This window comes from Segatella hominis (assembly GCF_019249725.2).
In the GTDB taxonomy this organism is placed as follows: domain Bacteria; phylum Bacteroidota; class Bacteroidia; order Bacteroidales; family Bacteroidaceae; genus Prevotella.
This window is the reverse complement of record NZ_CP137559.1, coordinates 836050-860927: the sequence shown is the minus strand read 5'-3', so window position 1 is coordinate 860927 and position 24878 is coordinate 836050. Positions and strand designations below refer to the sequence as shown.

22 protein-coding genes are annotated in these 24878 nt (G+C 43.8%); 13 read left to right on the top strand and 9 right to left on the bottom strand.

Annotated elements, in window-relative coordinates:
* Positions 1–13 precede the first annotated feature (13 nt).
* From KUA50_RS03400 to KUA50_RS03350, 11 genes are all read left to right on the top strand, one after another.
* On the top strand, positions 14–766 hold the full coding sequence (locus KUA50_RS03400) for a shikimate dehydrogenase family protein (protein ID WP_218456309.1): 753 nt from the start codon (positions 14–16) through the stop codon (positions 764–766).
* Positions 767–1055: 289 nt separating this feature from the next.
* On the top strand, positions 1056–2204 hold the full coding sequence (locus KUA50_RS03395; RefSeq protein ID WP_218456349.1) for an AIR synthase-related protein: 1149 nt from the start codon (positions 1056–1058) through the stop codon (positions 2202–2204).
* Positions 2205–2237: 33 nt separating this feature from the next.
* Entirely contained in the window at positions 2238–3347 is a 1110-nt protein-coding gene (prfA, locus tag KUA50_RS03390) for a peptide chain release factor 1 (RefSeq protein WP_218456310.1), read from the top strand.
* A 55-nt stretch (positions 3348–3402) separates the two neighbouring features.
* Entirely contained in the window at positions 3403–4245 is an 843-nt protein-coding gene (pyrF, locus tag KUA50_RS03385) for an orotidine-5'-phosphate decarboxylase (RefSeq protein WP_218456311.1), read from the top strand.
* Between the two features lie 231 nt (positions 4246–4476).
* Positions 4477–5508 carry a UDP-3-O-(3-hydroxymyristoyl)glucosamine N-acyltransferase gene (gene lpxD, locus KUA50_RS03380; RefSeq protein ID WP_022110830.1) on the top strand — a complete coding sequence of 344 codons (1032 nt, stop codon included), beginning with the start codon at positions 4477–4479 and terminating at the stop codon, positions 5506–5508.
* A 98-nt stretch (positions 5509–5606) separates the two neighbouring features.
* Entirely contained in the window at positions 5607–6989 is a 1383-nt protein-coding gene (locus KUA50_RS03375; RefSeq protein ID WP_256624169.1) for a bifunctional UDP-3-O-[3-hydroxymyristoyl] N-acetylglucosamine deacetylase/3-hydroxyacyl-ACP dehydratase, read from the top strand.
* A gap of 15 nt (positions 6990–7004) precedes the next feature.
* Positions 7005–7775: an acyl-ACP--UDP-N-acetylglucosamine O-acyltransferase gene (gene lpxA, locus KUA50_RS03370; RefSeq protein ID WP_022110828.1), complete on the top strand. Its 771-nt coding sequence runs from the start codon at positions 7005–7007 to the stop codon at positions 7773–7775.
* Positions 7776–8056: 281 nt separating this feature from the next.
* Positions 8057–8965 (top strand): tRNA (adenosine(37)-N6)-dimethylallyltransferase MiaA, encoded by a 909-nt coding sequence (miaA, locus tag KUA50_RS03365; protein ID WP_218456312.1) that lies wholly within the window; start codon positions 8057–8059, stop codon positions 8963–8965.
* 212 nt (positions 8966–9177) lie between these two features.
* Positions 9178–11745: a transglycosylase domain-containing protein gene (locus KUA50_RS03360; RefSeq protein ID WP_218456313.1), complete on the top strand. Its 2568-nt coding sequence runs from the start codon at positions 9178–9180 to the stop codon at positions 11743–11745.
* Positions 11746–11941: 196 nt separating this feature from the next.
* The gene (locus tag KUA50_RS03355; RefSeq protein ID WP_218456314.1) at positions 11942–13705 is read left to right on the top strand and encodes an AAA family ATPase; all 1764 of its coding nucleotides are present in this window, start codon (positions 11942–11944) and stop codon (positions 13703–13705) included.
* 10 nt (positions 13706–13715) lie between these two features.
* Positions 13716–15035, top strand: coding sequence for a serine hydrolase domain-containing protein (locus KUA50_RS03350; protein WP_218456315.1), 1320 nt, complete (start codon positions 13716–13718; stop codon positions 15033–15035).
* Between the two features lie 88 nt (positions 15036–15123).
* Here the strand turns inward: KUA50_RS03350 and KUA50_RS03345 are convergent, their stop codons facing one another.
* Genes KUA50_RS03345 through KUA50_RS03320 form a run of 6 tightly spaced genes read right to left on the bottom strand, consistent with a single transcriptional unit; the run spans position 15124 to position 21049 of the window.
* Positions 15124–16323, bottom strand: a complete 1200-nt coding sequence (locus tag KUA50_RS03345) for a hypothetical protein (RefSeq protein ID WP_022110823.1) — start codon at positions 16321–16323, stop codon at positions 15124–15126.
* 15 nt (positions 16324–16338) lie between these two features.
* Positions 16339–16983: an ATP-binding cassette domain-containing protein gene (locus tag KUA50_RS03340; protein WP_218456316.1), complete on the bottom strand. Its 645-nt coding sequence runs from the start codon at positions 16981–16983 to the stop codon at positions 16339–16341.
* A 58-nt stretch (positions 16984–17041) separates the two neighbouring features.
* Positions 17042–18418, bottom strand: a complete 1377-nt coding sequence (locus KUA50_RS03335) for a DUF4836 family protein (protein WP_218456317.1) — start codon at positions 18416–18418, stop codon at positions 17042–17044.
* A gap of 22 nt (positions 18419–18440) precedes the next feature.
* The gene (locus KUA50_RS03330) at positions 18441–19166 is read right to left on the bottom strand and encodes a 16S rRNA (uracil(1498)-N(3))-methyltransferase (protein WP_218456318.1); all 726 of its coding nucleotides are present in this window, start codon (positions 19164–19166) and stop codon (positions 18441–18443) included.
* Positions 19163–19717, bottom strand: coding sequence for a bifunctional nuclease domain-containing protein (locus KUA50_RS03325; RefSeq protein WP_218456319.1), 555 nt, complete (start codon positions 19715–19717; stop codon positions 19163–19165). Before KUA50_RS03325 ends, KUA50_RS03330 begins: the two co-directional genes overlap by 4 nt.
* Positions 19718–19750: 33 nt before the next feature.
* Entirely contained in the window at positions 19751–21049 is a 1299-nt protein-coding gene (locus tag KUA50_RS03320) for an MFS transporter (protein WP_218456320.1), read from the bottom strand.
* A 160-nt stretch (positions 21050–21209) separates the two neighbouring features.
* Between KUA50_RS03320 and KUA50_RS03315 the strand changes: the two genes are divergently transcribed.
* Positions 21210–21752, top strand: a complete 543-nt coding sequence (locus KUA50_RS03315; protein ID WP_218456321.1) for a chromate transporter — start codon at positions 21210–21212, stop codon at positions 21750–21752.
* A 10-nt stretch (positions 21753–21762) separates the two neighbouring features.
* Positions 21763–22335: a chromate transporter gene (locus KUA50_RS03310; protein ID WP_218456322.1), complete on the top strand. Its 573-nt coding sequence runs from the start codon at positions 21763–21765 to the stop codon at positions 22333–22335.
* Positions 22336–23191: 856 nt separating this feature from the next.
* Here KUA50_RS03310 and KUA50_RS03305 read toward each other — a convergent pair.
* The 3 genes from KUA50_RS03305 to KUA50_RS03295 form a co-directional block, all read right to left on the bottom strand.
* The gene (locus tag KUA50_RS03305) at positions 23192–23830 is read right to left on the bottom strand and encodes a DUF3256 family protein (RefSeq protein WP_218456323.1); all 639 of its coding nucleotides are present in this window, start codon (positions 23828–23830) and stop codon (positions 23192–23194) included.
* A 93-nt stretch (positions 23831–23923) separates the two neighbouring features.
* Positions 23924–24415, bottom strand: a complete 492-nt coding sequence (locus KUA50_RS03300) for a hypothetical protein (RefSeq protein ID WP_218456324.1) — start codon at positions 24413–24415, stop codon at positions 23924–23926.
* Between the two features lie 148 nt (positions 24416–24563).
* Positions 24564–24878: a helix-turn-helix domain-containing protein gene (locus KUA50_RS03295; protein WP_218456325.1), complete on the bottom strand. Its 315-nt coding sequence runs from the start codon at positions 24876–24878 to the stop codon at positions 24564–24566.

Sequence of the window (24878 nt, the reverse complement as noted above, 5' to 3'; positions counted from 1 at the left end):
AAAAATAATCAGTATGGACAAGTATGGACTCATAGGTTACCCTCTAGGACATTCGTTCTCAAAGAATTACTTCAACGAGAAATTCGAGAACGAGGGCATCGATGCTACCTACATCAACTTCGAAATTCCAACCATCGAAGACCTGGCAGAAGTGCTCGACTCCAATCCGGAATTGAAAGGATTCAATGTGACCATCCCTTACAAGGAAAAGGTTATCAGCTATCTGGACTACGTTAGTCCCGAGGCAAATGCTATCGGTGCTGTCAACGTGGTAAGAGTTACCCACAAAGGCGATGAAACTGTGCTCAGAGGCTACAACAGTGATGTGATAGGCTTCACCCAGAGCATCGAACCGTTTATCGAGTCTTTCCACAAGAAAGCCCTGATTCTCGGTACAGGTGGCGCATCAAAAGCCATCTGCTATGGACTGAAGTCGCTCGGACTGGAAACCGTCTTCGTGAGCCGATACGAGCGTCCTGGCACTCTACAGTATGACAACATTACGCCTGAAATCATCAAGGAATACAACGTGATTGTCAACTGCACTCCTGTAGGCATGTACCCTCACGTAGATGAGTGTCCACCGCTGCCTTACGAAGCCATGGACAGCCATACCTTATTATATGATCTGATCTACAACCCTGATGAAACTCTCTTCATGAAGAAGGGCAAAGAGCAGGGAGCCACCGTAAAGAACGGACTGGAAATGCTGCTCCTGCAAGCCTTCGCATCCTGGGATTTCTGGGAAGGAAAAGAGCAATTGTAAAAAAGATTTTTCTGAAAAAGAATCTCTAATAGATGAAAAGACTTTCTGATGCAAGATTTATTCTTTGTGGATATTCTTTAGCACAGAATTTTTCTGGTGAAATCTAAGTTGTGGTGTTATTTTTTAGGCACGGATTACGCAGATTACACGGAATTTTCAGAAGAAGGAATTCGTCAGAAGAGGATGCTTTCAGATGAAGGATTTATCAGATTATATAATATATAATGTAAAGGAGAAAAGACTTTAAATAAAAACGATAAAAAATAGAAAAATGAGTAACAATCGCTATATGATGCGCGGAGTGAGCGCAGCAAAAGAAGACGTGCATAACGCCATTAAGAACATCGACAAAGGTATTTTTCCACAGGCTTTCTGCAAAATCATACCTGATATTCTGGGCGGTGACCCAGAATACTGCAACATCATGCATGCCGATGGTGCTGGTACGAAATCAAGCTTGGCATACATGTATTGGAAAGAAACAGGCGACCTCTCTGTATGGAAAGGTATCGCACAGGATGCTGTCGTAATGAATACAGACGACCTGCTTTGTGTAGGTGCTGTAGATAATATCCTTGTTTCATCTACCATCGGAAGAAACAAAATGCTCGTACCAGGTGAGGTAATCTCTGCCATTATCAATGGTACAGATGAACTCCTCCACGAAATGAGAGAAATGGGCATCGGCATCTACCCTACTGGTGGAGAAACTGCCGATGTTGGTGACCTCGTACGCACCATCATCGTAGATTCCACCGTTACCTGTCGCATGAAGCGCAGCGATGTTATCAACAATGCCAACATCCGTCCAGGCGACGTCATCGTAGGTCTTTCCTCTACAGGTCAAGCTACTTACGAGAAGAAGTACAACGGCGGTATGGGCAGCAACGGACTCACCTCTGCTCGCCACGATGTATTCGCCAAGTATCTCGCTGAGAAATACCCAGAAAGCTTCGATCACGCAGTACCAAGCGAACTGGTTTACAGTGGCAAATACGAATTGACCGATGAGGTGGAAGGCGCTCCTATCAATGCAGGCGAACTTGTACTCTCACCAACCCGCACCTACGCCCCTGTCATCAAGAAATTGCTCGATGAACTGCGCCCTGAAATCCACGGTATGGTACACTGTACTGGCGGTGCACAGACCAAGGTGCTCCACTTCGTAGGCGAAGACTGCAAGGTAGTGAAGGACAACATGTTCCCAGTACCACCACTCTTCAAGGCTATCCACGACTGTTCTGGCACCGACTGGAAGGAGATGTACCAGGTATTCAACATGGGTCATCGCATGGAAATCTATGTACGCCCAGAGATTGCAGAAAAGGTCATCGCCATCAGCAAGAGCTTCAATATCGATGCACAGATCGTAGGTCACATCGAGGAAGGCAAGCGCAGCCTCACCATCAAGAGCGAATTTGGAACATTCGAATATTAATCAATAGAACATTCGAATAATAATCATTATAAAATGGATAATAACAATATATTACAGAAACTGGAAGGCTTAGAGAGCCGATACGAGGAAGTTAGCACCCTCATCACCGACCCGGATGTCATCGCAGACCAGAGCAGATACGTAAAGTTGACCAAGGAATGGAAAGACCTCGGCGACATCATGGACGCTCGTAAGCGATACATCAACTGCCTCAACTCCATCAAAGAAGCCAAGGACATTCTCGCCAACGAGAGTGACCCGGAAATGAAAGAAATGGCACGAGAGGAGTTGAACGAAAACGAAGCTCTGCAGCCTAAACTCGAAGAGGAAATCAAGATAGCACTTGTACCAAAGGATCCAGAAGATGCCAAGAACGTGCAGATGGAAATCCGTGGTGGTGCAGGTGGCGACGAGGCAGCTCTCTTCGCTGGAGACCTCTTCAGTATGTACAAGAAATACTGCGAGTCTAAGGGTTGGACCGTGAGCGTGACTTCTGTCTCTGAGGGCGCCGTTGGTGGATATAAGGAAATCGACTTTGCCGTAAGCGGAACAGATGTTTACGGTACGCTGAAATATGAATCTGGCGTTCACCGCGTTCAGCGCGTGCCTGCTACCGAGACTCAAGGACGTATGCACACATCAGCAGCCACAGTAGCCGTTCTGCCAGAAGCAGACAAGTTTGAGGTAAACATCAACGAGGGCGACATCAAATGGGATACTTTCCGAAGTTCTGGCGCCGGCGGTCAGAACGTCAACAAGGTGGAATCTGGTGTCCGCCTTCGCTATCCTTGGAAAAACCCAAATACAGGCGAGGTAGAGGAAATCCTCATCGAATGTACAGAGACCCGCGACCAGCCTAAGAACAAGGAGCGCGCCTTGAGCCGACTCTATACATTCATCCACGACCGAGAGCATCAGAAGTATGTTGATGATATCGCAAACCGCCGCAAGAGCCTCGTATCTACGGGCGACCGCAGTGCGAAAATCCGCACATACAACTTCCCACAGGGACGCGTAACCGACCACCGTATCGGATACACTACTCACGATCTGAATGGATTCCTCGGTGGAAACATCCAGGACATGATCGATGCGCTGACCGTGGCAGAAAACGCAGAAAAACTGAAAGAAACAGAATTATAAACCCTTATTCATCGTTCCGATAATCGGAGCGATGAATCATCGTAAATACCATATTATGAACAGAAAAGAACTTGTAGAGCAGATTTTCGCCAAGAAGAGTTTCTTGTGCGTAGGTCTTGACACAGATATCAATAAGTTGCCAAAGTGCATCACAGAGAGTGAAGAAATCCAGGGTGCAGAATCACAGATGATATTCAAATTCAATAAGGCTATCATCGATGCAACAGCCCCATATTGCGTGGCTTACAAGCCAAACCTGGCTTTCTACGAGAGCCGTGGCATCGATGGTATGATTGCCTTCGAGAACACCATCAAGTATCTCAACATTCACTATCCACACCACTTCATCATCGCAGATGCAAAGCGTGGCGATATCGGCAACACATCAAAGATGTATGCCCAAACTTTCTTCGAGGAGTACGATTTCGATTCAGTAACCGTAGCTCCTTACATGGGCGAGGATTCAGTAAAGCCATTCCTCGAGTATGAGGGAAAATGGGTGATTCTGTTGGCTCTTACCAGCAACAAGGGTAGCCACGACTTCCAGCTCACAGAGGATAAGGAAGGTGAAAGACTTTTCGAGAAAGTACTGAAAAAGAGTCAGGAATGGGGCAACGATGAGAACATGATGTATGTAGTAGGTGCTACACAGGGCAAGATGTTCGAGGACATCCGCAAAGTAGCTCCTAACCACTTCCTCCTTGTTCCAGGCGTAGGTGCCCAGGGTGGCAGCCTCCAGGAGGTTTGCAAGTATGGCATCATCAAGGACTGCGGTCTGCTCGTCAACTCTTCTCGCGGCATCATCTATGCCAGCAACGGTGATGACTTCGCCGAAGTAGCTGGTCAGAAGGCGAAGGAACTCCAGGAGCAAATGGCTGTAGAATTGGCTAAACTCTAAAAGAGTAAGACCAGACTCTATAGAAAGATTAAAAAGTATCTTTTAGGCGCAATGTTTCATCAAGAATGAGGCTTTGCGCCTAAAAAATAGTGGTTTGTTTGGAAAAAAAGCGAAATATTATAAGATAATTACAAGAATTCGAAACTTTTTTACTATATTTGCACCAAATAAAAAACAAAGCAAACCAGCCGGCTGGTTAAAGCTGGCTAAAATCAAAAAGAATAGATAAATATGGAATTTACCGCTCAGCAAATTGCCCAGCTTGTTCAGGGCAAGGTAGAAGGTGATGAGAACGCAACCGTGAACACCTTCGCCAAAATCGAAGAAGGTAAGGAAGGCGCAATCTCGTTCCTTTCTAACCCGAAATATACCCACTACGTGTACGACACAAAGTCAAGCATCGTCCTCATCGACGAAAGCGTGGAACTGGAAAAGCCTGTCAGCGCTACGCTGATCCGCGTGAAGAATGCATACGAATGTGTAGCTAAACTGCTCCAGATGTATGATTCTATGAAGCCTAAGAAAACAGGCATCGACCCATTGGCTTTTGTTTCTCCAAAAGCCAAGGTGGCAGAAGGTGTTTACGTAGGTGCTTTTGCTTACATCAGCGATGGCGCAGAAGTGGGTGAAGGTAGCCAGATTTATCCTCACGCATATATCGGTGAGGGAGTGAAAGTGGGCAAGAATGCGCTCATCTACCCTAACGTAACCGTGTATCACGGATGCAAATTGGGCGACAATGTGACCCTCCATGCAGGTAGCGTAGTTGGTTCTGATGGCTTCGGATTCGCTCCAGGTCCTGAAGGCTACGATAAAATACCACAGATTGGTATCGTTACCATCGAGGACAATGTAGAAATCGGTGCCAATACTTGTATCGACCGTTCTACAATGGGTTCTACCTACGTTCGTAAGGGCGTGAAACTCGATAATCTTGTACAGATTGCCCACAATACTGATATTGGTGCAAATACCGTGATGTCTTCACAGGTTGGTATTGCAGGCAGTACCAAGGTTGGTCAGTGGTGTATGTTTGGCGGTCAGGTAGGAATTGCAGGTCACATCACCATCGGTGACAAGGTATTCCTCGGAGCTCAGAGCGGTGTGCCAGGCAGTCTCAAAAGCGGTCAGCAGCTCATCGGCACTCCTCCAATGGAGCAGCGTGCTTACTTCAAGTCTCAGGCCATCTTCCGTCGCTTGCCGGACATGTATAAGGAACTGAACGACCTGAAGAAGCAGATCGAAGAATTAAAGAAGAAGTAATTTTTCAATATTAAATGTAAAGTGTAAAATGTTAATGAGCGAATGCCCCCAACAAGTTAACACTTAACATTTAACAATAAACAATAAAATAAATCGTTATGTCAAAACAGAAGACACTGAAAGGTAGTTTCTCTCTCTGCGGAAAGGGATTGCACACAGGCTTGAGCCTCACCGTGACTTTCAATCCTGCACCAGAGAACACCGGTTATAAGATACAGCGCATCGACCTCGAAGGTCAACCAATTATTCTGGCTGTGGCAGAGAACGTAGTTGAAACCCAGCGTGGTACAGTACTCGGCAAAGGCGATATCCGTGTGAGCACTATAGAACACGGAATGTCAGCTCTTTATGCACTCGGTATTGACAACTGTCTGATTCAGGTAAATGGTCCTGAGTTCCCTATTCTCGATGGCTCTGCTGCACTGTATGTAGAGAAAATCCAGAGTGTTGGAATCCAGGAACAGAATGCAGAAAAAGATTTCTACATCATCCGTCACAAAATAGAAGTGAAAGATGATAATGGTTCCGTCATCACCATCCTGCCAGACGAAGATTTCAGTATCACAGCCATGTGTTCCTTCGAAAGCAAATTCATCAACAGCCAGTTTGCTACACTCGACAGAATGGAGAAATACGTTGAAGAGATTTCTTCTGCACGCACATTCGTTTTCGTACGAGACATCATGCCATTGCTCCAGGCCAACCTTATCAAGGGTGGAGACCTCGACAATGCCATCGTTATCTACGAACGTCAGGTAGAACAGGAACAGCTCGACCAGCTTGCCGATCATCTTGGAGTGGCTCGTATGGATGCTACCAAACTTGGCTATATCCAGCACAAACCATTACAGTGGGAGAACGAGTGTACACGCCATAAACTGCTCGACATCATCGGTGACATGGCGCTCATCGGTAAACCTATCAAGGGACGCATTATCGCTACCCGCCCAGGTCACACAGTCAACAACAAGTTTGCCCGACTGATGCGCAAGGAAATCCGCAAGCATGAAATTCAGGCTCCTATCTACGATCCAAACGAGGAACCTATCATGGACAATATCCGCATCCGCCAGCTTTTGCCTCACCGCTACCCTATGCAGCTCGTGGACAAGGTGATTGCTATGGGCCCTACCAGCATTGTGGGTGTGAAAAACGTAACTGCCAACGAACCATTTTTCACTGGTCACTTCCCTGAAGAACCAGTAATGCCAGGTGTACTCCAGGTAGAAGCAATGGCACAGTGTGGCGGCTTACTCGTACTCAACCAGTTGGAAGAACCAGAGCGCTGGAGTACTTACTTCATGAAACTCGATGACGTGAAGTTCCGCAAAAAGGTAGTTCCAGGCGATACACTGCTCTTCCGAGTAGAGTTGTTGGCTCCAGTACGTCATGGCATCAGCAGCATGAAAGGTTACATGTTCGTAGGCGATCAGGTTGTAGCAGAAGCAACATTCACCGCTCAGATTGTAAAAAATAAATAATAACGAGAATTAGATATGAATCAAATTAGTCCTTTAGCATTTGTTCATCCAGAGGCAAAACTCGGTGACAACAATATCATCGGTCCTTTTTGTTATATCGACAAAAACACCGTGCTAGGAGATAATAATGTACTTCAAAATAGTGTAACAATACATGTAGGTGCTCGCATCGGCAATGGTAATGAATTTTTCCCAGGTGCCAGCATCTCTACCAAGCCACAGGATCTCAAATTCCGTGGCGAGGAAACCATCTGCGAGGTGGGCAACAACAATAGTATCCGTGAGAACGTAACCATCTCTCGTGGCACTGCCTCTAAGGGCAAGACCGTTGTGGGCAGCAATAACCTCCTGATGGAATGTGTACACGTGGCTCACGACTGTGAGTTGGGCAGTGGCTGCATCATCGGTAATGCAACAAAATTTGCTGGCGAAGTAGTGATTGACGATAATGCTATCGTAAGTGCCAATGTACTCGTTCACCAGTTCTGCCATATCGCAGGCTACGTGATGATTCAGGGTGGTTGCCGCTTCTCTCAGGATATTCCTCCTTATATTATTGCAGGAAAGGAACCTACAAAGTATTGTGGTTTGAATCTCGTAGGTCTCCGTCGTCGCGGTTTCAGCAACGAACTCATTCAGAATATCCATGAGGCTTATCGTCTCCTCTACTCTAAGGGTGTGCTGAAAGAAGGTATTCAGGAAATCAAGAACAACCTTGATGTTACTCCTGAAATTCAATACATCATCGACTTCGTAGAGACATCAAAACGAGGAATCATCAGATAATTTTCTGATAAAAAGAAAAGACTTTCAAAAAGGAAGAAATAAATTTCAAGAAGAAAAGGATTCCTGAAGATAGAAAGTTTTTTAGAAAAAGTTTATAAAAAGAAAATGAATCTGAAATAGAAAAAATAGAGGAAGTGCATTCAGTTTTAAGTTCTGGCGACAGAAAGACAGAAGGTTCAAATGAATCTTAGAAGATTTCAAGAATCAGAAGGTTCAAAAAAAACTGAAAGCACTCCCTTTCCCAAAAGGGAATGATCATCTTAAACTTTAAAACAATAAAAATGAAGACCCTCATTGTTGTTCTCGGCCCAACAGGTGTAGGAAAAACAGAACTCTGCCTATCCATAGCAGAACATTTGCAAACCCCTATCATCAATGCCGATTCCCGTCAGATTTTCAAAGAACTACCGATAGGAACAGCCGCTCCCACCGAAGAACAGCAAAAGCGAATACGCCATTACTTTGTAGGAAATCACAATATAGAAGATTATTACAGCGCAGCCATGTATGAAGCAGATGTAATGAATCTCCTACAGAACGACCTATTCAAAAGTCACGATACTGCACTTCTCACGGGCGGTAGCATGATGTATATTGATGCCTTATGCAAAGGAATCGATGATATACCTACAGTAAGAGACGATATCCGCCAATGGATGAAGGAAAGACTGGAAAAGGAAGGTTTGGAAAAATTGGTGGAAGAACTGCAAAAGATGGATCCAGAACACTATAATATCGTAGATAAGAAAAACCCACGCAGAGTAGTTCATGCACTTGAAATTTGCCATCAAACTGGCAAGACATACACTTCCTTCCGTACTGCAGAGAAGAAAGAAAGACCATTCCGCATCATCAAAATAGGACTCAACCGGGATAGAGCAGAACTCTATGAGCGAATCAACCAGAGAGTACTCCTGATGATGGAAGAAGGACTTGAAAAAGAAGCAAGAAACGTATATTCTCAAAAAGGACTGACAGCCCTCAGAACCGTAGGATATAAAGAAATGTTTGCCTACTTCGATGGGGAAATAGACCTGCAAGAAGCCATCCGACAAATCCAGTCGCATAGTAGAGAATACATGCGAAAGCAGTTGACATGGTTTAAAAGAGATGAAGAAATCACCTGGTTTCACCCCGACAACAGTAAAGAAATCATAAATTATATTGATACCTGCTTGCAAAAGAAATAATTTTGCTATTTTTGCACGTAAAAACGGTTAGAAAAGGAAAAGAAAGATTCAAAAAGCTTTCTAAAGACTTCTGAATAGACAGATCAAATCGATTCTAAGGTCAATAAGAACTTCTGAATAGACAAGCAAAGTCGATTCTCAGTTCAATAAGGACTTCAGAAAGTCAGAAAGCTTCTGAAAACTTCCTTCAATAGCCCTCAACAATAAAAAATATGAAAAAACTCAAGACTTTTTTTGCCTGGTTATGGCACAAGTTCTGTGGCTTCTGGCCTTGGTATAGAAATCTGTATCGAGGCAAAGCATGGTACACCAAAACCGCCATTGGACTGGTGAGTTGCATCATCGCCTTCATTCTGTATCTTGGCGCAGTAGATATCAACTTCCTATGGCTCTTCGGAAAATCACCAGGCTATTTTTCTGGTATTATGAATCCTCAAACAAGCGAGGCTTCTGAAATCTATAGTGCCGACGGCAAACTCATCGGTAAATACTTTAATGAGAATCGTACGCCTGTGACTTACGAGGAAGTCAACCCAGATTTCTTCAAAGCACTTGTAGATACAGAGGATGAGCGCTTCTACAAGCACTTGGGTATAGACCCTATCGGCTTATTTGGTGCAGCAAAAGATGCACTCTTGCACCATGATGCTCGTGGAGCTTCTACCATCACACAACAGTTGGCTAAAAACATGTTCCGAGTTCGCTCACAATACTCTACAGGATTGTTGGGCAAGATTCCTGTTCTCCGCATCCTCATCATCAAGAGCAAGGAATGGATCATCGCAGCTAAACTCGAAACCGTATATAGCAAAAAGGAAATCATCACCATGTATGCTAATACTGTGGATTTCGGTTCCAATTCATACGGTATCAAGACTGCTGCCAAGACCTATTTCAATACCTCTCCGACAGAAATGACTACTGATCAGGCTGCAGTGTTAGTGGGCATGCTGAAAGCCACTACCTACTACAACCCTCGTTCTAATCCGGAAAACAGTCTCGCCCGCAGAAATGTCGTATTATATAATATGGTAAGACACGGAGACCTGTCGGAGGAAAAATATAACGAACTGAAGGAATTGCCTATCAAACTGAACTTTAAGGTTGAGGAAAACTACGACGGACAGGCTAAATACTTCCGTGAAGCCGTGGCCAACTACCTCAAAGGATGGTGCGAAGAAGAAGGATACGACCTCTATTCCAGCGGTCTGAAAATATACACCACCATCGATACCCGTATGCAGAAATATGCTGAAGAAGCTGCCATAAAACAGATGAAGCAGGTTCAGAAGAATTTCAACAGCCACTGGAGCATCAACCGAGGTAAGGCTGGCGAAGGGGAATGGTTGGGACAGAATCCTTGGCAGGACGAAAACCACAAGGAAATACCAAATTTCATCCAGGGCATCGCAGAGCGTCAGACATTCTATAAGAATCTGATGGCAAAATTCCCTAACAATCCAGATTCCGTCAACTATTATTATAAGGAATGGGTTCACCCTGTCAAGGTATTTGACTATGAAAAGGGAACTGTCACCAAGATGATGACTTCAGAAGATTCCATCAAGTACATGACTACATTCATGCACTGTGCTTTTGTGGCAATGGAGCCTCAGACAGGTGCAGTGAAAGCATGGGTAGGAGACATCGATTTCGATGCATGGAAATATGATAAGGTTACGGCAGAACGCCAACCGGGTTCAACCTTCAAGCTCTTTGTCTATACAGAGGCGATGAATCAGGGATTGACACCTTGCGACAAGCGTCGTGATGAATACATCTCCATGGACGTATATGACAAGAAGAAACATGAAATGGTGAAATGGACTCCATCCAATGCCAATGGTTCTTTCTCGGGTGATTCCATCCCATTGAAGGGTGCTTTTGCCAAGAGTATCAACTCTGTAGCCGTAAGACTTGGACAGGAAATGGGCATCAAGCGCATCATAGAAACAGCTCAGAAGATGGGTATCAACAGTCCTTTGGAGGACGAACCATCATTGGCTCTCGGTTCCAGTGATGTCAATCTGCTGGAATTGGCATGCGCCTATAGCACTATCGCAAATAACGGTATGCATCACGACCCTGTACTCGTTACCCGTATCGTTGACAGAGACGGAAAGGAAGTATATACCGGTCCTTCGACTGCCGAACAGGTGATTCCATACAAGAGCGCCTTCCTGATGCAGCAGCTTCTCAGAGGAGGTATGCTGGAGCCAGGCGGAACTTCACAAAGCTTGTGGGGATATGTAGGCGACTATAAGGATACAGAATTTGGAGGAAAGACAGGTACTTCAAACAACCATTCAGACGCATGGTTTATGTGTGTAAGTCCAAAACTGGTCTGCGGTGCCTGGGTAGGCGGCGAATACCGTTGCATCCACTTCCGCACAGGAGCTTTAGGACAAGGTTCACGCACGGCATTACCTATCTGCGGTTACTTCCTGCAATCCTTACTCAAAGATCCTGCCTTCAAGGAATATAGGGCAAAATTTGACAAGCCGAAGGATGGCGACATCACCAAGGATATGTACATGTGCGCAAGTTATGCACCGAAAGTCAAAGTGGATACCACAAGGATAGACAGTGCTGCCATGAACGAGGAAATCATTCTCGATGAAAACGGCAACCCGGTTGTCCGCGAGAATTCAAACTCTGAGGAGAAAGCAAATGGTGAAAAGAAGCAGGAAGAGAATGGCGAAAAGAAAGAAAAGAAAGAGAAGAAAGAAAAGAAAAAAGCCAAACCTGCAGAGCAAGTCATCAATTTCGACGATTTATAAAACAGATAAAAGACAAGGCTTGGAAAGATAAAACTTGAAAAGTAAAACTTTCAAAAAGGCTTTCGAAAGATAAGTTTGAAAAAGGTAAACTTGCCAAAAGCCAAGACTTTTAAAGATAGATTACAAAACAATAGGACAATCGGTGGTTTCCGTCATATAACTGAAACCGCCGATTCTCTTTTTAAGAATAACCGATATGGCTGAGAATATAGATTTACAGAACGAAGAATTGCAAAATGCTTTGCAGATCATACAATATACGCACCGCTCCCTTTTCCTTACAGGAAAGGCTGGAACGGGTAAATCTACATTCCTACGCTATATCGCTGCAAACACGAAGAAAAAGCACGTGGTGCTGGCACCTACGGGGATTGCTGCCATCAACGCCGGAGGCTCTACCCTACATAGCTTTTTCAAACTTCCCTTCTATCCCCTCCTTCCTAACGACAGTAAATATAGTGTCCGCAACCTGAGAAACACCATGAAATACAACTCAGAGAAAATCAAACTTCTCAGAGAAGTGGAACTCATCATCATCGATGAGATCAGTATGGTAAGAGCTGACATTATAGACTTCATAGACAAGATTCTAAGGGTTTACAACCGCAATATGCGCGAACCTTTCGGAGGGAAACAGTTGCTTTTGGTGGGTGATATATACCAGTTGGAACCGGTAGTGAGGGAAGACGACAAGAAACTGCTCAACCCTTTTTATTCCAGCAACTTTTTCTTTGATGCCAAAGTTTTTTACCAGTTCCAATTGGTCAGCATCGAACTGAAAAAGGTGTACCGGCAGAGTGATCCTGTATTCATCAACATACTCGATCATATCCGAACCAGTCAGGTGGCAAACAGCGACCTCATGAAACTCAACGAGCGTGTGGGAGTCACTCTGGATGAAGGAGACTCACGACTGGCAATCACCTTATCCACCCGACGAGACACGGTAGATTTCATCAATGAAAACAAGTTGAAAGAACTCCCAGGAGCCCCTACGCTCTTCAGGGGAACCATCGAAGGCGAATTTCCAGAAAGTAGTCTTCCTACCCCTATGGAACTCTATCTGAAAACTGGCGCCCAGGTTATTTTCATCAAGAATGATATCGACCACCAATGGGTAAACGGAACGTTGGGAACCATCATCGGATTTGACGACGACGAAAACAGTCGAATCTATGTAAGAACAGAAAACGGGGAAGATGTGATGGTGGAACCGGCAGCCTGGAGCAATATGCGCTATCATTTCAATGAGACAGAGAAAAAGATAGAAGAAGAGGAAATCGGCAGATATACCCAATATCCACTCAGATTGGCGTGGGCCATCACCGTTCACAAAAGTCAGGGCCTCACTTTCAAACAGGTAAAGATTGACTTCACAGGAGGCGTATTTGCAGGCGGACAGACATACGTAGCACTTTCCAGATGCACCAGTCTGGAAGGAATCAGCCTTCAGGAACCCATCCGTCACAATGAAGTCTTCGTAAGAAATGAAGTCAAACAGTTTGCGCGTCAATACAACGACCACAACATCATCAACAATGCCTTGCAGCAAAGCAAGGCCGACAAGCAATATCACGATGCGGCTAAAGCCTTCGACAAAGGAGATATGCAGGGAGCGCTTGATAATTTCTATCTTGCCATCCATAGTCGCTATGATATAGAAAAGCCGCTTGCCAAAAGGTTCATCCGGAGGAAGCTGGACATTGTGAACCGTTTGAAAGATGAAAATACCCAACTGAAAGAAATCATCAGACAAAAAGAAGAAGAAAGAAACAAGTTGGAAAATTATCTCAAGAAACTGGCTACAGAATTTGTGATTCTTGGAAAAGAATGTGAGAAAGAGAATATGAAAGGGGCAGCCATCAATAATTACAAAAAAGCCCTCGAACTCTATCCGACACATCCAGAAGCCCAGAAGCGGTTGAAGAAATTAAACAAAAAAAATGATTCTAAAGAATAAACCTTGAAAAATGAAAAGAAGAAGACTGAAGACAAAAAGAATAGCAGCACTCCTGCTCATCCTGTTCGCCATCATCACTTTCTGCCTGCGAGGATGCGTCAGCAAGTGTACAAGTACAGAAACGGAGAAAAAGGATTCTGTGACAAGCATACATCTGAACAAGGTATTAAACAATAAGATGTCAGACGGAAAGGAATACAAGGAGTTTGACTCTCTTGTGACGCGCTATCTGAAAAGATGGGAAATCCATGGAGCACAGCTCGTCATTTCCCGCAACGATTCCCTCCTCTATGCCCGCGGATTTGGTTATGCGGATAAAGAAAAAGGTATCCTGATGGAACCCAATATGGTAATGAGATTCGCCTCTGTTTCTAAACTCATCACTGCCGCAGGCATCATGAAACTTGTGGAGATGAAGAAAGTCAGGATGAGCGACAAAGTATTTGGCCCGAAAGGTATTCTCAATGATACGACCTACAACAACAGCATCAAGGACGACAGATACTACGATATAACCGTAGAACAGTTGCTCAGACACAATGCAGGTTTTACCAACGGAGCAGGCGACCCGATGTTCTCTACAAGATACATTATCATGCAAAATCACCTCACTACTCCCCCCGACCACAAGACACTGCTGAAGATTCTGCTGAAAAGACGTCTCGGCTATACTCCAGGTGAAGGAAGATGCTACTCCAATTTGGGCTATATGATCCTGTCAGAAATCATCGCCAAAAAATCAGGAATGAAATATGCCGACTTCATGCAGAAATACATTTTGCATCCGGCAGGCTGCTATGATATGCACATTGCAGGCACTTACTACGAAGATCGCCGTCCAAACGAAGTGAAATATTACATGCATCAGGGTTCTGAAAATGTATATGAATACAACAATAGCGGCAGAATGGTACCTCGCTGTTATGGAGAGAACGATGTTCCAAGACTCGAAGGAGCGGGAGCCTGGTGCGGTTCGGCAGCAGAATTGTCAAGACTCATCGCCTGCATCGACGGAATGCCACATATCAAGGACATTCTCAGTAAGAAAAGCATAGAATTCATGACCCGCGAACAGCCTGATCATAATTTCTCTATCGGTTGGAATTTCACTGCCAAGGGAAGACCTTGGATTAGAACAGGTTCGCTTTCTGGAACATCCGCACTCATCCTGAAATATCCTGATGGACAATGCTGGATTCTGATTACCAACACCTCCACCTGGAAGGGACATGGTTTCTCCAATGACTCCATGACATTCTTCGAAAAACTGAGACAGAAATACATGGCAGATATGCCAAAGAAAGACCTGTTTACGCATTTGAAGAAATAAGAAAATAAAAAAGTCATTTGTAAGCCCTACATAAGAGGACTTAACAAATGACTTTTCTTTTTGCCGTACTATGAATAATACCAAGCAGTTATTCCTTTCTTTTCCAGATATTTCCCACCTTCCTGCGAATCGCCACAATATTGAGGAGCGAAACTATCAGGAACAATACCGCTCCCAATCCTATGGCAGGCAGCATACTGCCATCTTCCACATCAGGATACAAAGTCTCGATGAAATCCATATAATAGTTGCGGATAAAGAAAAGAGCCACCCAGGCAATCACCAGCACAGCCACATTCAGCCCCATTGTCAATATCTGATAAGGTCTTGAAACCTGCGCTGGACTATAGCCGATAAGCAGCAAATTCTCCAACTTGGATGAGTTTTTCTGAACCAGCAGATAGATACTCAGCATAAGAATATAGAAGCTCAAAGCAGAAATCACCAGACCGATGACCATCACCATCATGACAATCATACGGAGGAAATAAGTCGTCTTCTCAGCATCCAACTTATCCGTTTCCACCTCATAACCATGATTATCGAGATATTGACTGATATTCTCATCCGCAGGATTTCCCACCTCAACAATCAAACGGGTAGGATCACTATGATTTTCAGGGGCAAATTCCTGATTACTCCAATCCATAAACGCCTGAGGAACAAGGATCGTATTCAGACGGGAAGAGAAACCGATCACCTTACCCTTAAACTGTTCCTTCTTACCTCCAGCCTGGATGAAAATCTGAAAATCAATCATGCCCATCAGTCCATCACTGATTTTAGGAAGAGAATGACTCTGGGCAAAACCGAAATTGTACATATTAATATAGGTACGAGGCAGAATAATCGGAACCTCATGCGCCCCAGGCTCATACTTCCAGTCTTTCAGCGGAACATCCACAAAGCCATCCGGAACACTCTCGAAGAACAGTTCCGAGTTGAGCACATTCACACCGTTCACGCCCATAGAAGCATCCACCTTGTATTCAGTAGAAGTAAATTTACCTATTTTCTTCACAAACTTCTGCGATGCAATCTCATCAATCTCACTACCCGCAAAACTATTAGTCCTACCACTGATTGTATTTCCCATACCGATTTTCTTACTCATGATAAGATAATCAGCCTTCATAAAACTATCCTGCTGGGTGAACACAGGCAAGACATCCTGATAAAACTGAAAGCCAAAAAGTACAATCAGCATACCAAACAGATTGGCAAAAGCAAAACCAGCAAACTGCGAGATACTGATATGTTGCCTAAGTAATTTCCAAACCAAATTCATAACACCAAAACTAAACTATAATCTTACAATCTTTTCATAGGCAAGATCCATGTGCTTACCGATACTGGTGACGATGACCCCAGCGCCCTGTCTCCCCGCTTCTTCCATCATGATGTCTCCCATGATGCGAGAGTTGGTATCATCCAGATGACTGATAGGCTCGTCGGCCAAGATAAAATCGAAAGGCTGGCAGAGGGCACGGATCATAGCCACACGCTGCTGCTGACCGAAGGACATACGCCCTATCTTGGCATCCACCTTATCCGCAATGCCCAATCTGTCAAACCATTCCAGGATGGTACCTTTCTTCTGAAACCCTGTGATTTTATTCTTGATTTCGACATTCTCCATCGCCGTGAGTTCAGGGAAAAGACGAAGTTCCTGAAAGAGATGACTGATATGGCGCTTTCTCACCTCCACCCAATCTTTCACCTGATAATGAGCGGTCACATCCTTGTCAAACATCACGCTTCCGCTATAGTCGTGACGATAACCCAAAACATAACTGCAGAAAGTACTTTTACCCTTTCCGCTGTCTGCCTCAACAAGATAAAGATGCCCTTTCTCAAAAGAGACATCCTGCTGCCAGATCTCCGAATCAAGATCAGTGCGCTGCGCAAAGACCTGAGGGAGAACAGATTGAAACTGAATTGTTTCCACTTTGATATATATTTTTTAAAAACTTAGTTATTTATATTTTAAAAAACTTAGTTTACCATTACTTCAATGTATATACTACGGAATTGAGATTTCCGAAAATCGGACTCAGCAGCGAAGTAACTGCCGCCATGGCCTCACCACCGTTACCGGCTTTATTGAGATTGATGACCATCGCCAACTTCTGTCCCTTGATTTCTTTTCTGATGTCCGCAGAAACCGGATGATTAGAACGCTTGATGGCATAGGAAGCAAGCAGTTCGTCACTTCCGCTGAAGAACTGTTTGTCATCGCTTACACCGAAATAGAAAGACGTTTTCCCATCCGTATAATAATAGGCATTCTTCCCCCAGTCAGCAATAGAAGCACCCTTAGGGCACGACTCTTTCCAGTAGCTCACATCAGCCAGCCACTTATAATGAGCCAACTGCGCAGCCATCGTCATCTTCAGATTAGCATCAGAGAAAGACGGCAGCACGATGGCCATATCACCATTCACACTCCGGATGATATTATCCATATCAATAGCCGCATTGATGCCAAGCAAAAGCTGTTGGATACCCTTATTGGTCTGCATCATCGGCAGGAATTTCTTACCATCCACATTCATAAAGATACCAGCAGTAGCATCATCCGGCATAGATTCCAGATACTTACCCTGTATAGGACGGTAAGAAGCAATCGCCGACTGGAGAGCCTGATTGATTTCAGGATTAAAGGAGCAAGTCTCACCCTTGATTCTCAGCATTCCCTTCTGAACATTCATTTCGGCAGCAATGACGATTTGGGAAGCATCCGCATTCTTAGGAGCACCCAAGGTGAAAGGAGCCACAAACTTCTCTGGCAAAGCCTGAGCCTGAGCCACCAAAGCCATCGGGGAAGAAATCGAATCGAGACGTTCAAACATCGGAGAAGACTTGATGCCATGTTCTTCGTCAGCTTTCAGATACTTGATCATCATGCGCTGCAGTTCAGCCTGGGCATCAGCTACAACTGGTCCCATGACGAGGAGTGTCTGGTCGGAGAAGCCCACCAGCCACGAATTCTTGAGCACAGAAAAATGAAAGCTTTTCTTTTCTGTTACATTTTCACAAATCTTCTGTTTCTTCGACAGTTGGTTCAACCAATCTTCCAAATCAGCTGCATCAGAGACCTTTGCACAAAGCCCCAAGTTACCATCAGCAGTTTCAAAGAGATACAGTTTTTCAGAAACATCAATGCCACATTCTGTCACATCCTCCACATGAAGCAAAGACTTCAATACACCAGTCCGACTGACCTGTGGATTGTTCTCAGCCATTTTCTGCATATCAATAGAGATGACAGCAGAACTGTTGGCAGGAATAGCGTTGATATAATCAGACCCAGAGCAGGAACAGAAAAATACCATTCCCATGATCAGCCAGGCAAGTGCCATGCTGATATTCATTTTTTTCATCAGTTCCATTATATAAATTAAATTAAATGCGTCGAGCCAAATTAGCCATAGCCACAGCCATCAGACCAGCAGTCTCCGTACGTAATCGGCTGGTACCTAAACTCACCGATACATATCCATGTTGCAAAGCCAACTGCACCTCTTCGATAGAGAAATCCCCTTCCGGTCCCACCAGAATCGTGACATCTCCCTCATCATCCAAAGGCTTCTGGAGTTCAGCAAACAAGTCCACCTTGTCTATCTCCTCATAGCAATGGCAGATATATTTTTTCCCCGTACGAGGCTGGGCTATAAACTCCTTAAAAGGAGTCATCTCATTCACCACAGGTTTCCAAGCCTTATGACTCTGCTTGACGGCAGAAACCACAATCTTATCCACACGGTCCACACGAATAGTCTTGCGCTCAGAAAATTTGGCAGAGAGAAAAGAGAGTTCATCAAAGCCGATTTCCGTAGCCTTTTCAGCCATCCATTCGATACGATCCATCATCTTCGTAGGCGCAATAGCTAAATGCACCTTTCCCTTCCAGGCAGGCTGTTGAGGGAAAGTTTCCAAAATCTGATAGAGACAGTGCTTGCTGGAGGCGAGACTAACTTCCGCACGATAGAAGTTACCCTCACCGTCCATCAGATTTATCTCATCACCCGAGGAGAGGCGCAGCACTTTGAGCGCATGCTTAGCCTCCTCCTGAGGCAATTCCGTCACATTGCCAGCATCAGGCACAAAAAAATATCTTACTTCTTTCATTCGTGCTTATCTTTATGTCTTTTATTGAGTTCATCCCGCAAATTGGAAGCCATCTCGTAGTTTTCTGTCTCAATCGCCTTTTGGAGAGAATCCTTGAGCAGCTTATCAGAGAGTACGGTTAAAGGAAGCCCTACCTTCGTAGCAAACGTCTCGTAAGGAATAGAATGACAGCGCATCACCTCTGCCGAAGCATAAATATGGAGCTTGCAGACAATAGCAAAGAAGATTCCGTCACTACATCTGATAGGGAAAGACCTCTGTGTCAACTGATCACAAATTTCAGTCTGATAAACACCATCTTTCAAACCAAAGATTCTGACCTCCAGCGAACTCTTATCCCGCGTACCTAAGATATCACTCACCACACTTGGGAAAAGCATCTGGGTCTCAGGCTTATCCGCCATATACTTCATGATCAAGTCACGCATCTCCAGATCACACGCAACGACAAGCTGTCTGGTCTCTGCAGAATTAACCAAAGACACCAGAGCCACATCATCTATTCCTAAAATCTCGGAAACACTTTTAACATCTAATAAACATGAGTCCATAAATAAATATCTCCTATTTTTCTTAATCACACATTAGTTTTGCTTCTTAGGTTTAAACAAGAAAGCAAAAAGCACAGCTACAACAAGCGCATAACCGGCAAAAATCAACCAGCAACTTCTCCAGTCGCCCATCAAATATCCCTGTTCATTGAACTGGCAATAATGATTGATCACCTGTCCAGCCAACAGCGTACCGATTGTAGCTCCCAGACCATTCGTCATCAGCATAAACAGTCCCTGGGCAGAAGCCCTAATCTTCGGGTCGCATTTCTGGTCAACAAACAATCCACCAGAAACATTGAAGAAGTCGAAAGCCACACCATAAACGATGCAGGAAGCCACAAAGAGGATGACACCCGGAAAGGCAGGATTACCCAATCCGAAGAAGCCAAATCGGAGCACCCAGGCAAACATGGCAATCAACATCACCACCTTGATACCAAAACGCTTCAGGAAGAACGGAATCAGCAGGATACACAGCGCCTCAGCCACCTGAGATATAGAAACCAACAGAGTAGCATTATTGGCAGCGAAAGTATCTATCATGGCAGGATCTCCCTTGAAACTGGTAATAAAAGGAGTAGCATAACCATTGGTTACCTGCAGAGACATACCTAAGAGACAGGAGAAAATAAAGAACAGCGCCATCTGCTTAGACTTAAACAGTTTGAAGGCATCCAGTCCCCACATCTCCGCAATACTCTGGTCTTCCTTCCTTACTATCTTACACTGAGGCAGGGAATAACAATAAAGGAAAAGCACAAAGCTCATCAATCCCGACATGAGGAACTGCAGATGCGTATATTGGAACTTATTTGCATTTTCAGTAAGGAGGAAAGAGAAAGAACCGTCTTCCCAAGTTGCGCAATTCACCACCCACATCATGAGGATGAAGCCCACAGTACCGAACACACGAATAGGCGGAAAATCTTTCACGGTATCCAGTCCATGATCCTTGAGAATGGTGAAAGCAGCCGTGTTTGACAGAGCGAGCGTAGGCATATAGAAAGCCACACTGAAGGTATAGACAGCCATAAAGAGCACCTCGTCCGGTTGAGCAGCAGCCTGTCCCATGGCAAAGAGTGCACACATCCCCACGCCAGCCAGGAGATGGCAATACCCGAGGAGGCGTTGAGGCTGAATCCATTTATCAGCAACAATACCCATCAAGGTAGGCATAAAGATAGACACTATTCCCTGAATAGCGTAAAACCAGGCAATTTCTGCGCCCATGCCAGCTTTGCCAAGATAATTGCCCATAGAAGTAAGATAAGCTCCCCAGACTGCAAACTCCAGGAAGTTCATCACTGCCAAACGTACTTTCAAATTCATGCTATTATATTTTTTAAGTTTAATTCAAAATGCGTTTATCTTATGCAAAGATAATGAATATTCTTGAAATAAAACAAGAAAATATAAAATCTCATGACGATATGGCCAATATTTAACAAATTATGTGTAAATTTGCAGCCAAATTAAAACAGAAATACAGATGTTATTGAATTTTTTCGCGACGTGCAACAAGATTGGGGCATTCACCTTGGGAGGAGGTTATGCCATGATCCCCATCATGGAGAGAGAGTTTGTGGATAAGAACAAGTGGATGGACAAACAGGAGTTTATGGACATCATGGTAGTAGCGCAGACCACTCCGGGAATCTTTGCCATCGACATGGCCAGTCATATCGGATATAAATTAAAAGGAGTATGGGGAGGCATCGTGGGCGCCATAGGCATCGCCTTGCCATCAATAATCGCCATCCTCATCATCGCTATGTTTTTCCAGCATTTCAAGGACAATTACTGGGTGGCTAAATTTTTTGCAGGAGTAAGACCTGCCGTAGTAGCCCTGATAGCAGCACCTTGTTTCAAGATGGCAAAGACTGCCAACATCAACAAGTACAATTTTTGGATACCGATTGTATGCTGTGCACTCATCGCATTGCCGGTATTCGCCGTATCCCCTATTTATGTCATTATAGCAGCCGGTGTACTCGGTTGGCTATATGGCAGAATCATCAAAAAGGACAAGTAAAAAAACAAGTATGATTTTTCTGGATCTATTTCTCACGTTCACAAAGATAGGAACATTCAATTTTGGCGGAGGCTATGCCATGCTTTCGCTCATCCACAATGAGACTGTAGTAAAAAATCACTGGCTCACGAATGCCGAGTTCACGGACATTGTAGCCATCAGCCAGTCCACACCTGGACCGATAGGCATCAATTGTGCCACTTATGTAGGTTACACCTCCGTACTTCATGCCGGCTATTCCCATTGGGTAGCCTGTATAGGTTCACTCATCGCCTCCCTTTCGATCATTTGGTTACCCTTCATCATCATGATATTAATCAGTAAGTATTTAATGAGCCACAAGGATTCCAAGGATGTGAAGAACATATTCAGCGGTCTCCGTCCTGCCATTATAGGTCTGATAGCCGCAGCAGCAGTATTATTGATGAACAAGGAGAACTTCGGTTCGCCAGTAGATAGTCCATACCAGTTTACAATCAGTGTACTCCTCTTTGCCTTCGCCTTTTATTTCACGAAAGTAAGGAAGACGAATCCGATTTTAGTCATGCTGCTTTGTGGTCTCATCGGAATATTCATATTATAGAAAGCATGGGGTTAAATAGATTATATCCCCCAAACTATAACCCCAAAACAGGCGTACGCCCCTCGCAATGAGGACGCACGCCTTGTTTATTTATTCCCCCACTTCCCTTCTCAAAATAGGGAGCCAGCTCTTTCTTCACGTCGAAACAAGGACAGGCTTTGGCGGAAAACTCGTTGTGGCCATGGATGGTGGCGTGAGGGAAGTGTATCCCCCGAATAATTTTGACCAGAAATTACCATGACCTTAATGACCACTTTATATTGTAGCAGTTATTTTTTGGTAAAGCTTGTCTTTCAGTATAACAATCAATCCCTGCTTTCACCAGTTCTTCAGCATTTGCCTTGCCATCTCATTCGTTACGCTGGCTTTATAATCAAGCCTGTATCTTTATACCATTCTGCAAAATCCTTGTTATAGCAAAGGTACAAACAAGAATAGCCTTCACATTTGTTCAATGATTTTACCGAATATCGCAATTTCGCTCCTGAAAAACTATATATTTGAGTTCAAAAATAAGGGTTTTTAGTGAAAAAATCTGCAGTTTTGAGCTCTTAAGTGAAAGAATAAGCTGAAAAACGCTCCATAAATGGGGATTTCTTATCATCCGTCTGGGCGATCTCGGTGATTTCTCCATCCTCCTCTCATCCAAGGGCGCTGAGTTCAAGAACCTCATTGCCGATGCAGAGTTCAACCTAAATGGAAAAGTATTAAATTATCAAATACAAAAAAAAAATTGATTGTCTCACGACAACCAATCTTTTATTAACCTTAATAATCTAATACCATGAAAAACACATTGCAAAGGTACAAAAAAAACTGCAACCTGCAAGTGTTTTGCATAAAATATGTATTATATTTATATTTCGTTAAATCTTCCAAGAACCCATTTAAACTTTCTTTGCACTAAAATGGACTGCACCTTCAATTTATCTTCATTCGACAGTAATGGCAGGGATACCTGAACGCGAAAGGCTTGCGCTGTGGGGAGATACTCCGTTACAAACATGACTGGCTCAAGCTTGCTCTTCAATTCCTCATACTCTTCTACACGCATCGTATCTGATTTAGGTTTAATATAACAACCTAATGAATACTGATCCTTGGTCAAATAGGAGGTTACAGGCAAAGAACGCCATCCCTGATCATAGAAACGGATTTCGCTTTCCTTGGATGGAGCATTGAAGATCTTGATTACGCAAAGAATAGAATCGGCTGCCGATAAAGGCAGATATATCATTTGCAGACGAGCCACCTTACTGGTAGTACACTCCAGATAATCATTCGTCAGCGTATCCATTTCACAGTCCTCGCCCAAAAGGTTCTTCACGTTAGGCTTCACACCCATTTCCTCTAATTCCACCAACTCCAGACGAAGATTCCTGTCTAAGGTTGGCAGAAGAGAGTCTGGCATAGATACCCACAAATCCTTGAGCGACTTAGCCTGAACAGAAGCCACCAACAATACTACCCACAGAAAAGCAAAAAGTTTCTTCATAATTTATATTTTATCATTAAATAAGCCTCATACAACGACTCACATTACTATCAAGACGTGTACGAGGCTTTTATCTTATTTCCCTACAGAAATCTACTTAAACTGGAATTTACCATAACGCAACTGGCAAGTCCATTTTCCCTGATAAGGAGAAACGAAAATCGTAAACAAACAGCCTATGCCCAATGGGGAATTGCCACCCTTATAGAAGGCTGTACCACCATCTTCCTCATCATAGGAAACAGAATAGTGTGTCTCCATCTTCTTCACCAAAGACTTCATCTTGGCGATGGCTGCTGCCTTGTTAGGACAAACAAAATAGAAACGAGCCTGGTTCAACTTTGTTGTTCCCTGAAGATCCTGGAAACCGAGTTCTATGCGGTCTGCCTTGAAACCTTCAAACATCTCGTTGAGGTAAACAAGTTTGTCTGCACTCTGAGATTTAGGTGCACCATAATCTTTATTAAGCTTTTGAACTGTCTCTTCACAAGTTGAGCCGAATGCTACACCTAAAACTTCGGCATCCTGATTTGCGCTCACTGATAATGAAGAAAACAATGCCAATGCCATTAATATTTTTTTCATGATTGTTACATTGTTATACTAAAAACTGTCGCAAAGGTACGATAAAAATAAGAAACAACAAAAAAAATCATCACTTTTTTCAAAAATAAGGGGAAATATCCTTAAAAATAAAGAAATTTCCCCAACAAACATATTATTATTTCAAAAATTACCACAAAGCTACATTCCCTATTCCTGCCATACTAAAATGCGCAGAAATATTCATAGCCTTGAAAACTCTTGCTATTGTGGAAAAAGAAAGATTAGCCCCATTTTCCATACGAGATATTTGCGCTTTTTTAACACCAATCATTTTTCCAAGTTGTTCTTGGGTCAAGTGTCTTTCTTCTCTTGCCTTTCTGATAGCTTCCCCCATTAGATAAGTTTTCAGATCAGCTTCCAGCTTATCACGTCTTGGCGTACCTTTTTCCCCAATGACACTATCCATCATTTCGTCATGAGTATAAAGTTTCATTTTTTCCAT

Excerpts from the sequence above, each read along its gene's own strand:
- KUA50_RS03400 (WP_218456309.1), top strand. The coding sequence starts at position 14 with ATGGACAAGTATGGACTCATAGGTTACCCTCTAGGACATTCGTTCTCA.
- KUA50_RS03395 (WP_218456349.1), top strand. The coding sequence starts at position 1,056 with ATGATGCGCGGAGTGAGCGCAGCAAAAGAAGACGTGCATAACGCCATT.
- prfA (WP_218456310.1), top strand. The coding sequence starts at position 2,238 with ATGGATAATAACAATATATTACAGAAACTGGAAGGCTTAGAGAGCCGA.
- pyrF (WP_218456311.1), top strand. The coding sequence starts at position 3,403 with ATGAACAGAAAAGAACTTGTAGAGCAGATTTTCGCCAAGAAGAGTTTC.
- lpxD (WP_022110830.1), top strand. The coding sequence starts at position 4,477 with ATGGAATTTACCGCTCAGCAAATTGCCCAGCTTGTTCAGGGCAAGGTA.
- KUA50_RS03375 (WP_256624169.1), top strand. The coding sequence starts at position 5,607 with ATGTCAAAACAGAAGACACTGAAAGGTAGTTTCTCTCTCTGCGGAAAG.
- lpxA (WP_022110828.1), top strand. The coding sequence starts at position 7,005 with ATGAATCAAATTAGTCCTTTAGCATTTGTTCATCCAGAGGCAAAACTC.
- miaA (WP_218456312.1), top strand. The coding sequence starts at position 8,057 with ATGAAGACCCTCATTGTTGTTCTCGGCCCAACAGGTGTAGGAAAAACA.
- KUA50_RS03360 (WP_218456313.1), top strand. The coding sequence starts at position 9,178 with ATGAAAAAACTCAAGACTTTTTTTGCCTGGTTATGGCACAAGTTCTGT.
- KUA50_RS03355 (WP_218456314.1), top strand. The coding sequence starts at position 11,942 with ATGGCTGAGAATATAGATTTACAGAACGAAGAATTGCAAAATGCTTTG.
- KUA50_RS03350 (WP_218456315.1), top strand. The coding sequence starts at position 13,716 with ATGAAAAGAAGAAGACTGAAGACAAAAAGAATAGCAGCACTCCTGCTC.
- KUA50_RS03345 (WP_022110823.1), bottom strand. The coding sequence starts at position 16,323 with ATGAATTTGGTTTGGAAATTACTTAGGCAACATATCAGTATCTCGCAG.
- KUA50_RS03335 (WP_218456317.1), bottom strand. The coding sequence starts at position 18,418 with ATGAAAAAAATGAATATCAGCATGGCACTTGCCTGGCTGATCATGGGA.
- KUA50_RS03330 (WP_218456318.1), bottom strand. The coding sequence starts at position 19,166 with ATGAAAGAAGTAAGATATTTTTTTGTGCCTGATGCTGGCAATGTGACG.
- KUA50_RS03325 (WP_218456319.1), bottom strand. The coding sequence starts at position 19,717 with ATGGACTCATGTTTATTAGATGTTAAAAGTGTTTCCGAGATTTTAGGA.
- KUA50_RS03320 (WP_218456320.1), bottom strand. The coding sequence starts at position 21,049 with ATGAATTTGAAAGTACGTTTGGCAGTGATGAACTTCCTGGAGTTTGCA.
- KUA50_RS03315 (WP_218456321.1), top strand. The coding sequence starts at position 21,210 with ATGTTATTGAATTTTTTCGCGACGTGCAACAAGATTGGGGCATTCACC.
- KUA50_RS03310 (WP_218456322.1), top strand. The coding sequence starts at position 21,763 with ATGATTTTTCTGGATCTATTTCTCACGTTCACAAAGATAGGAACATTC.
- KUA50_RS03305 (WP_218456323.1), bottom strand. The coding sequence starts at position 23,830 with ATGAAGAAACTTTTTGCTTTTCTGTGGGTAGTATTGTTGGTGGCTTCT.
- KUA50_RS03300 (WP_218456324.1), bottom strand. The coding sequence starts at position 24,415 with ATGAAAAAAATATTAATGGCATTGGCATTGTTTTCTTCATTATCAGTG.
- KUA50_RS03295 (WP_218456325.1), bottom strand. The coding sequence starts at position 24,878 with ATGGAAAAAATGAAACTTTATACTCATGACGAAATGATGGATAGTGTC.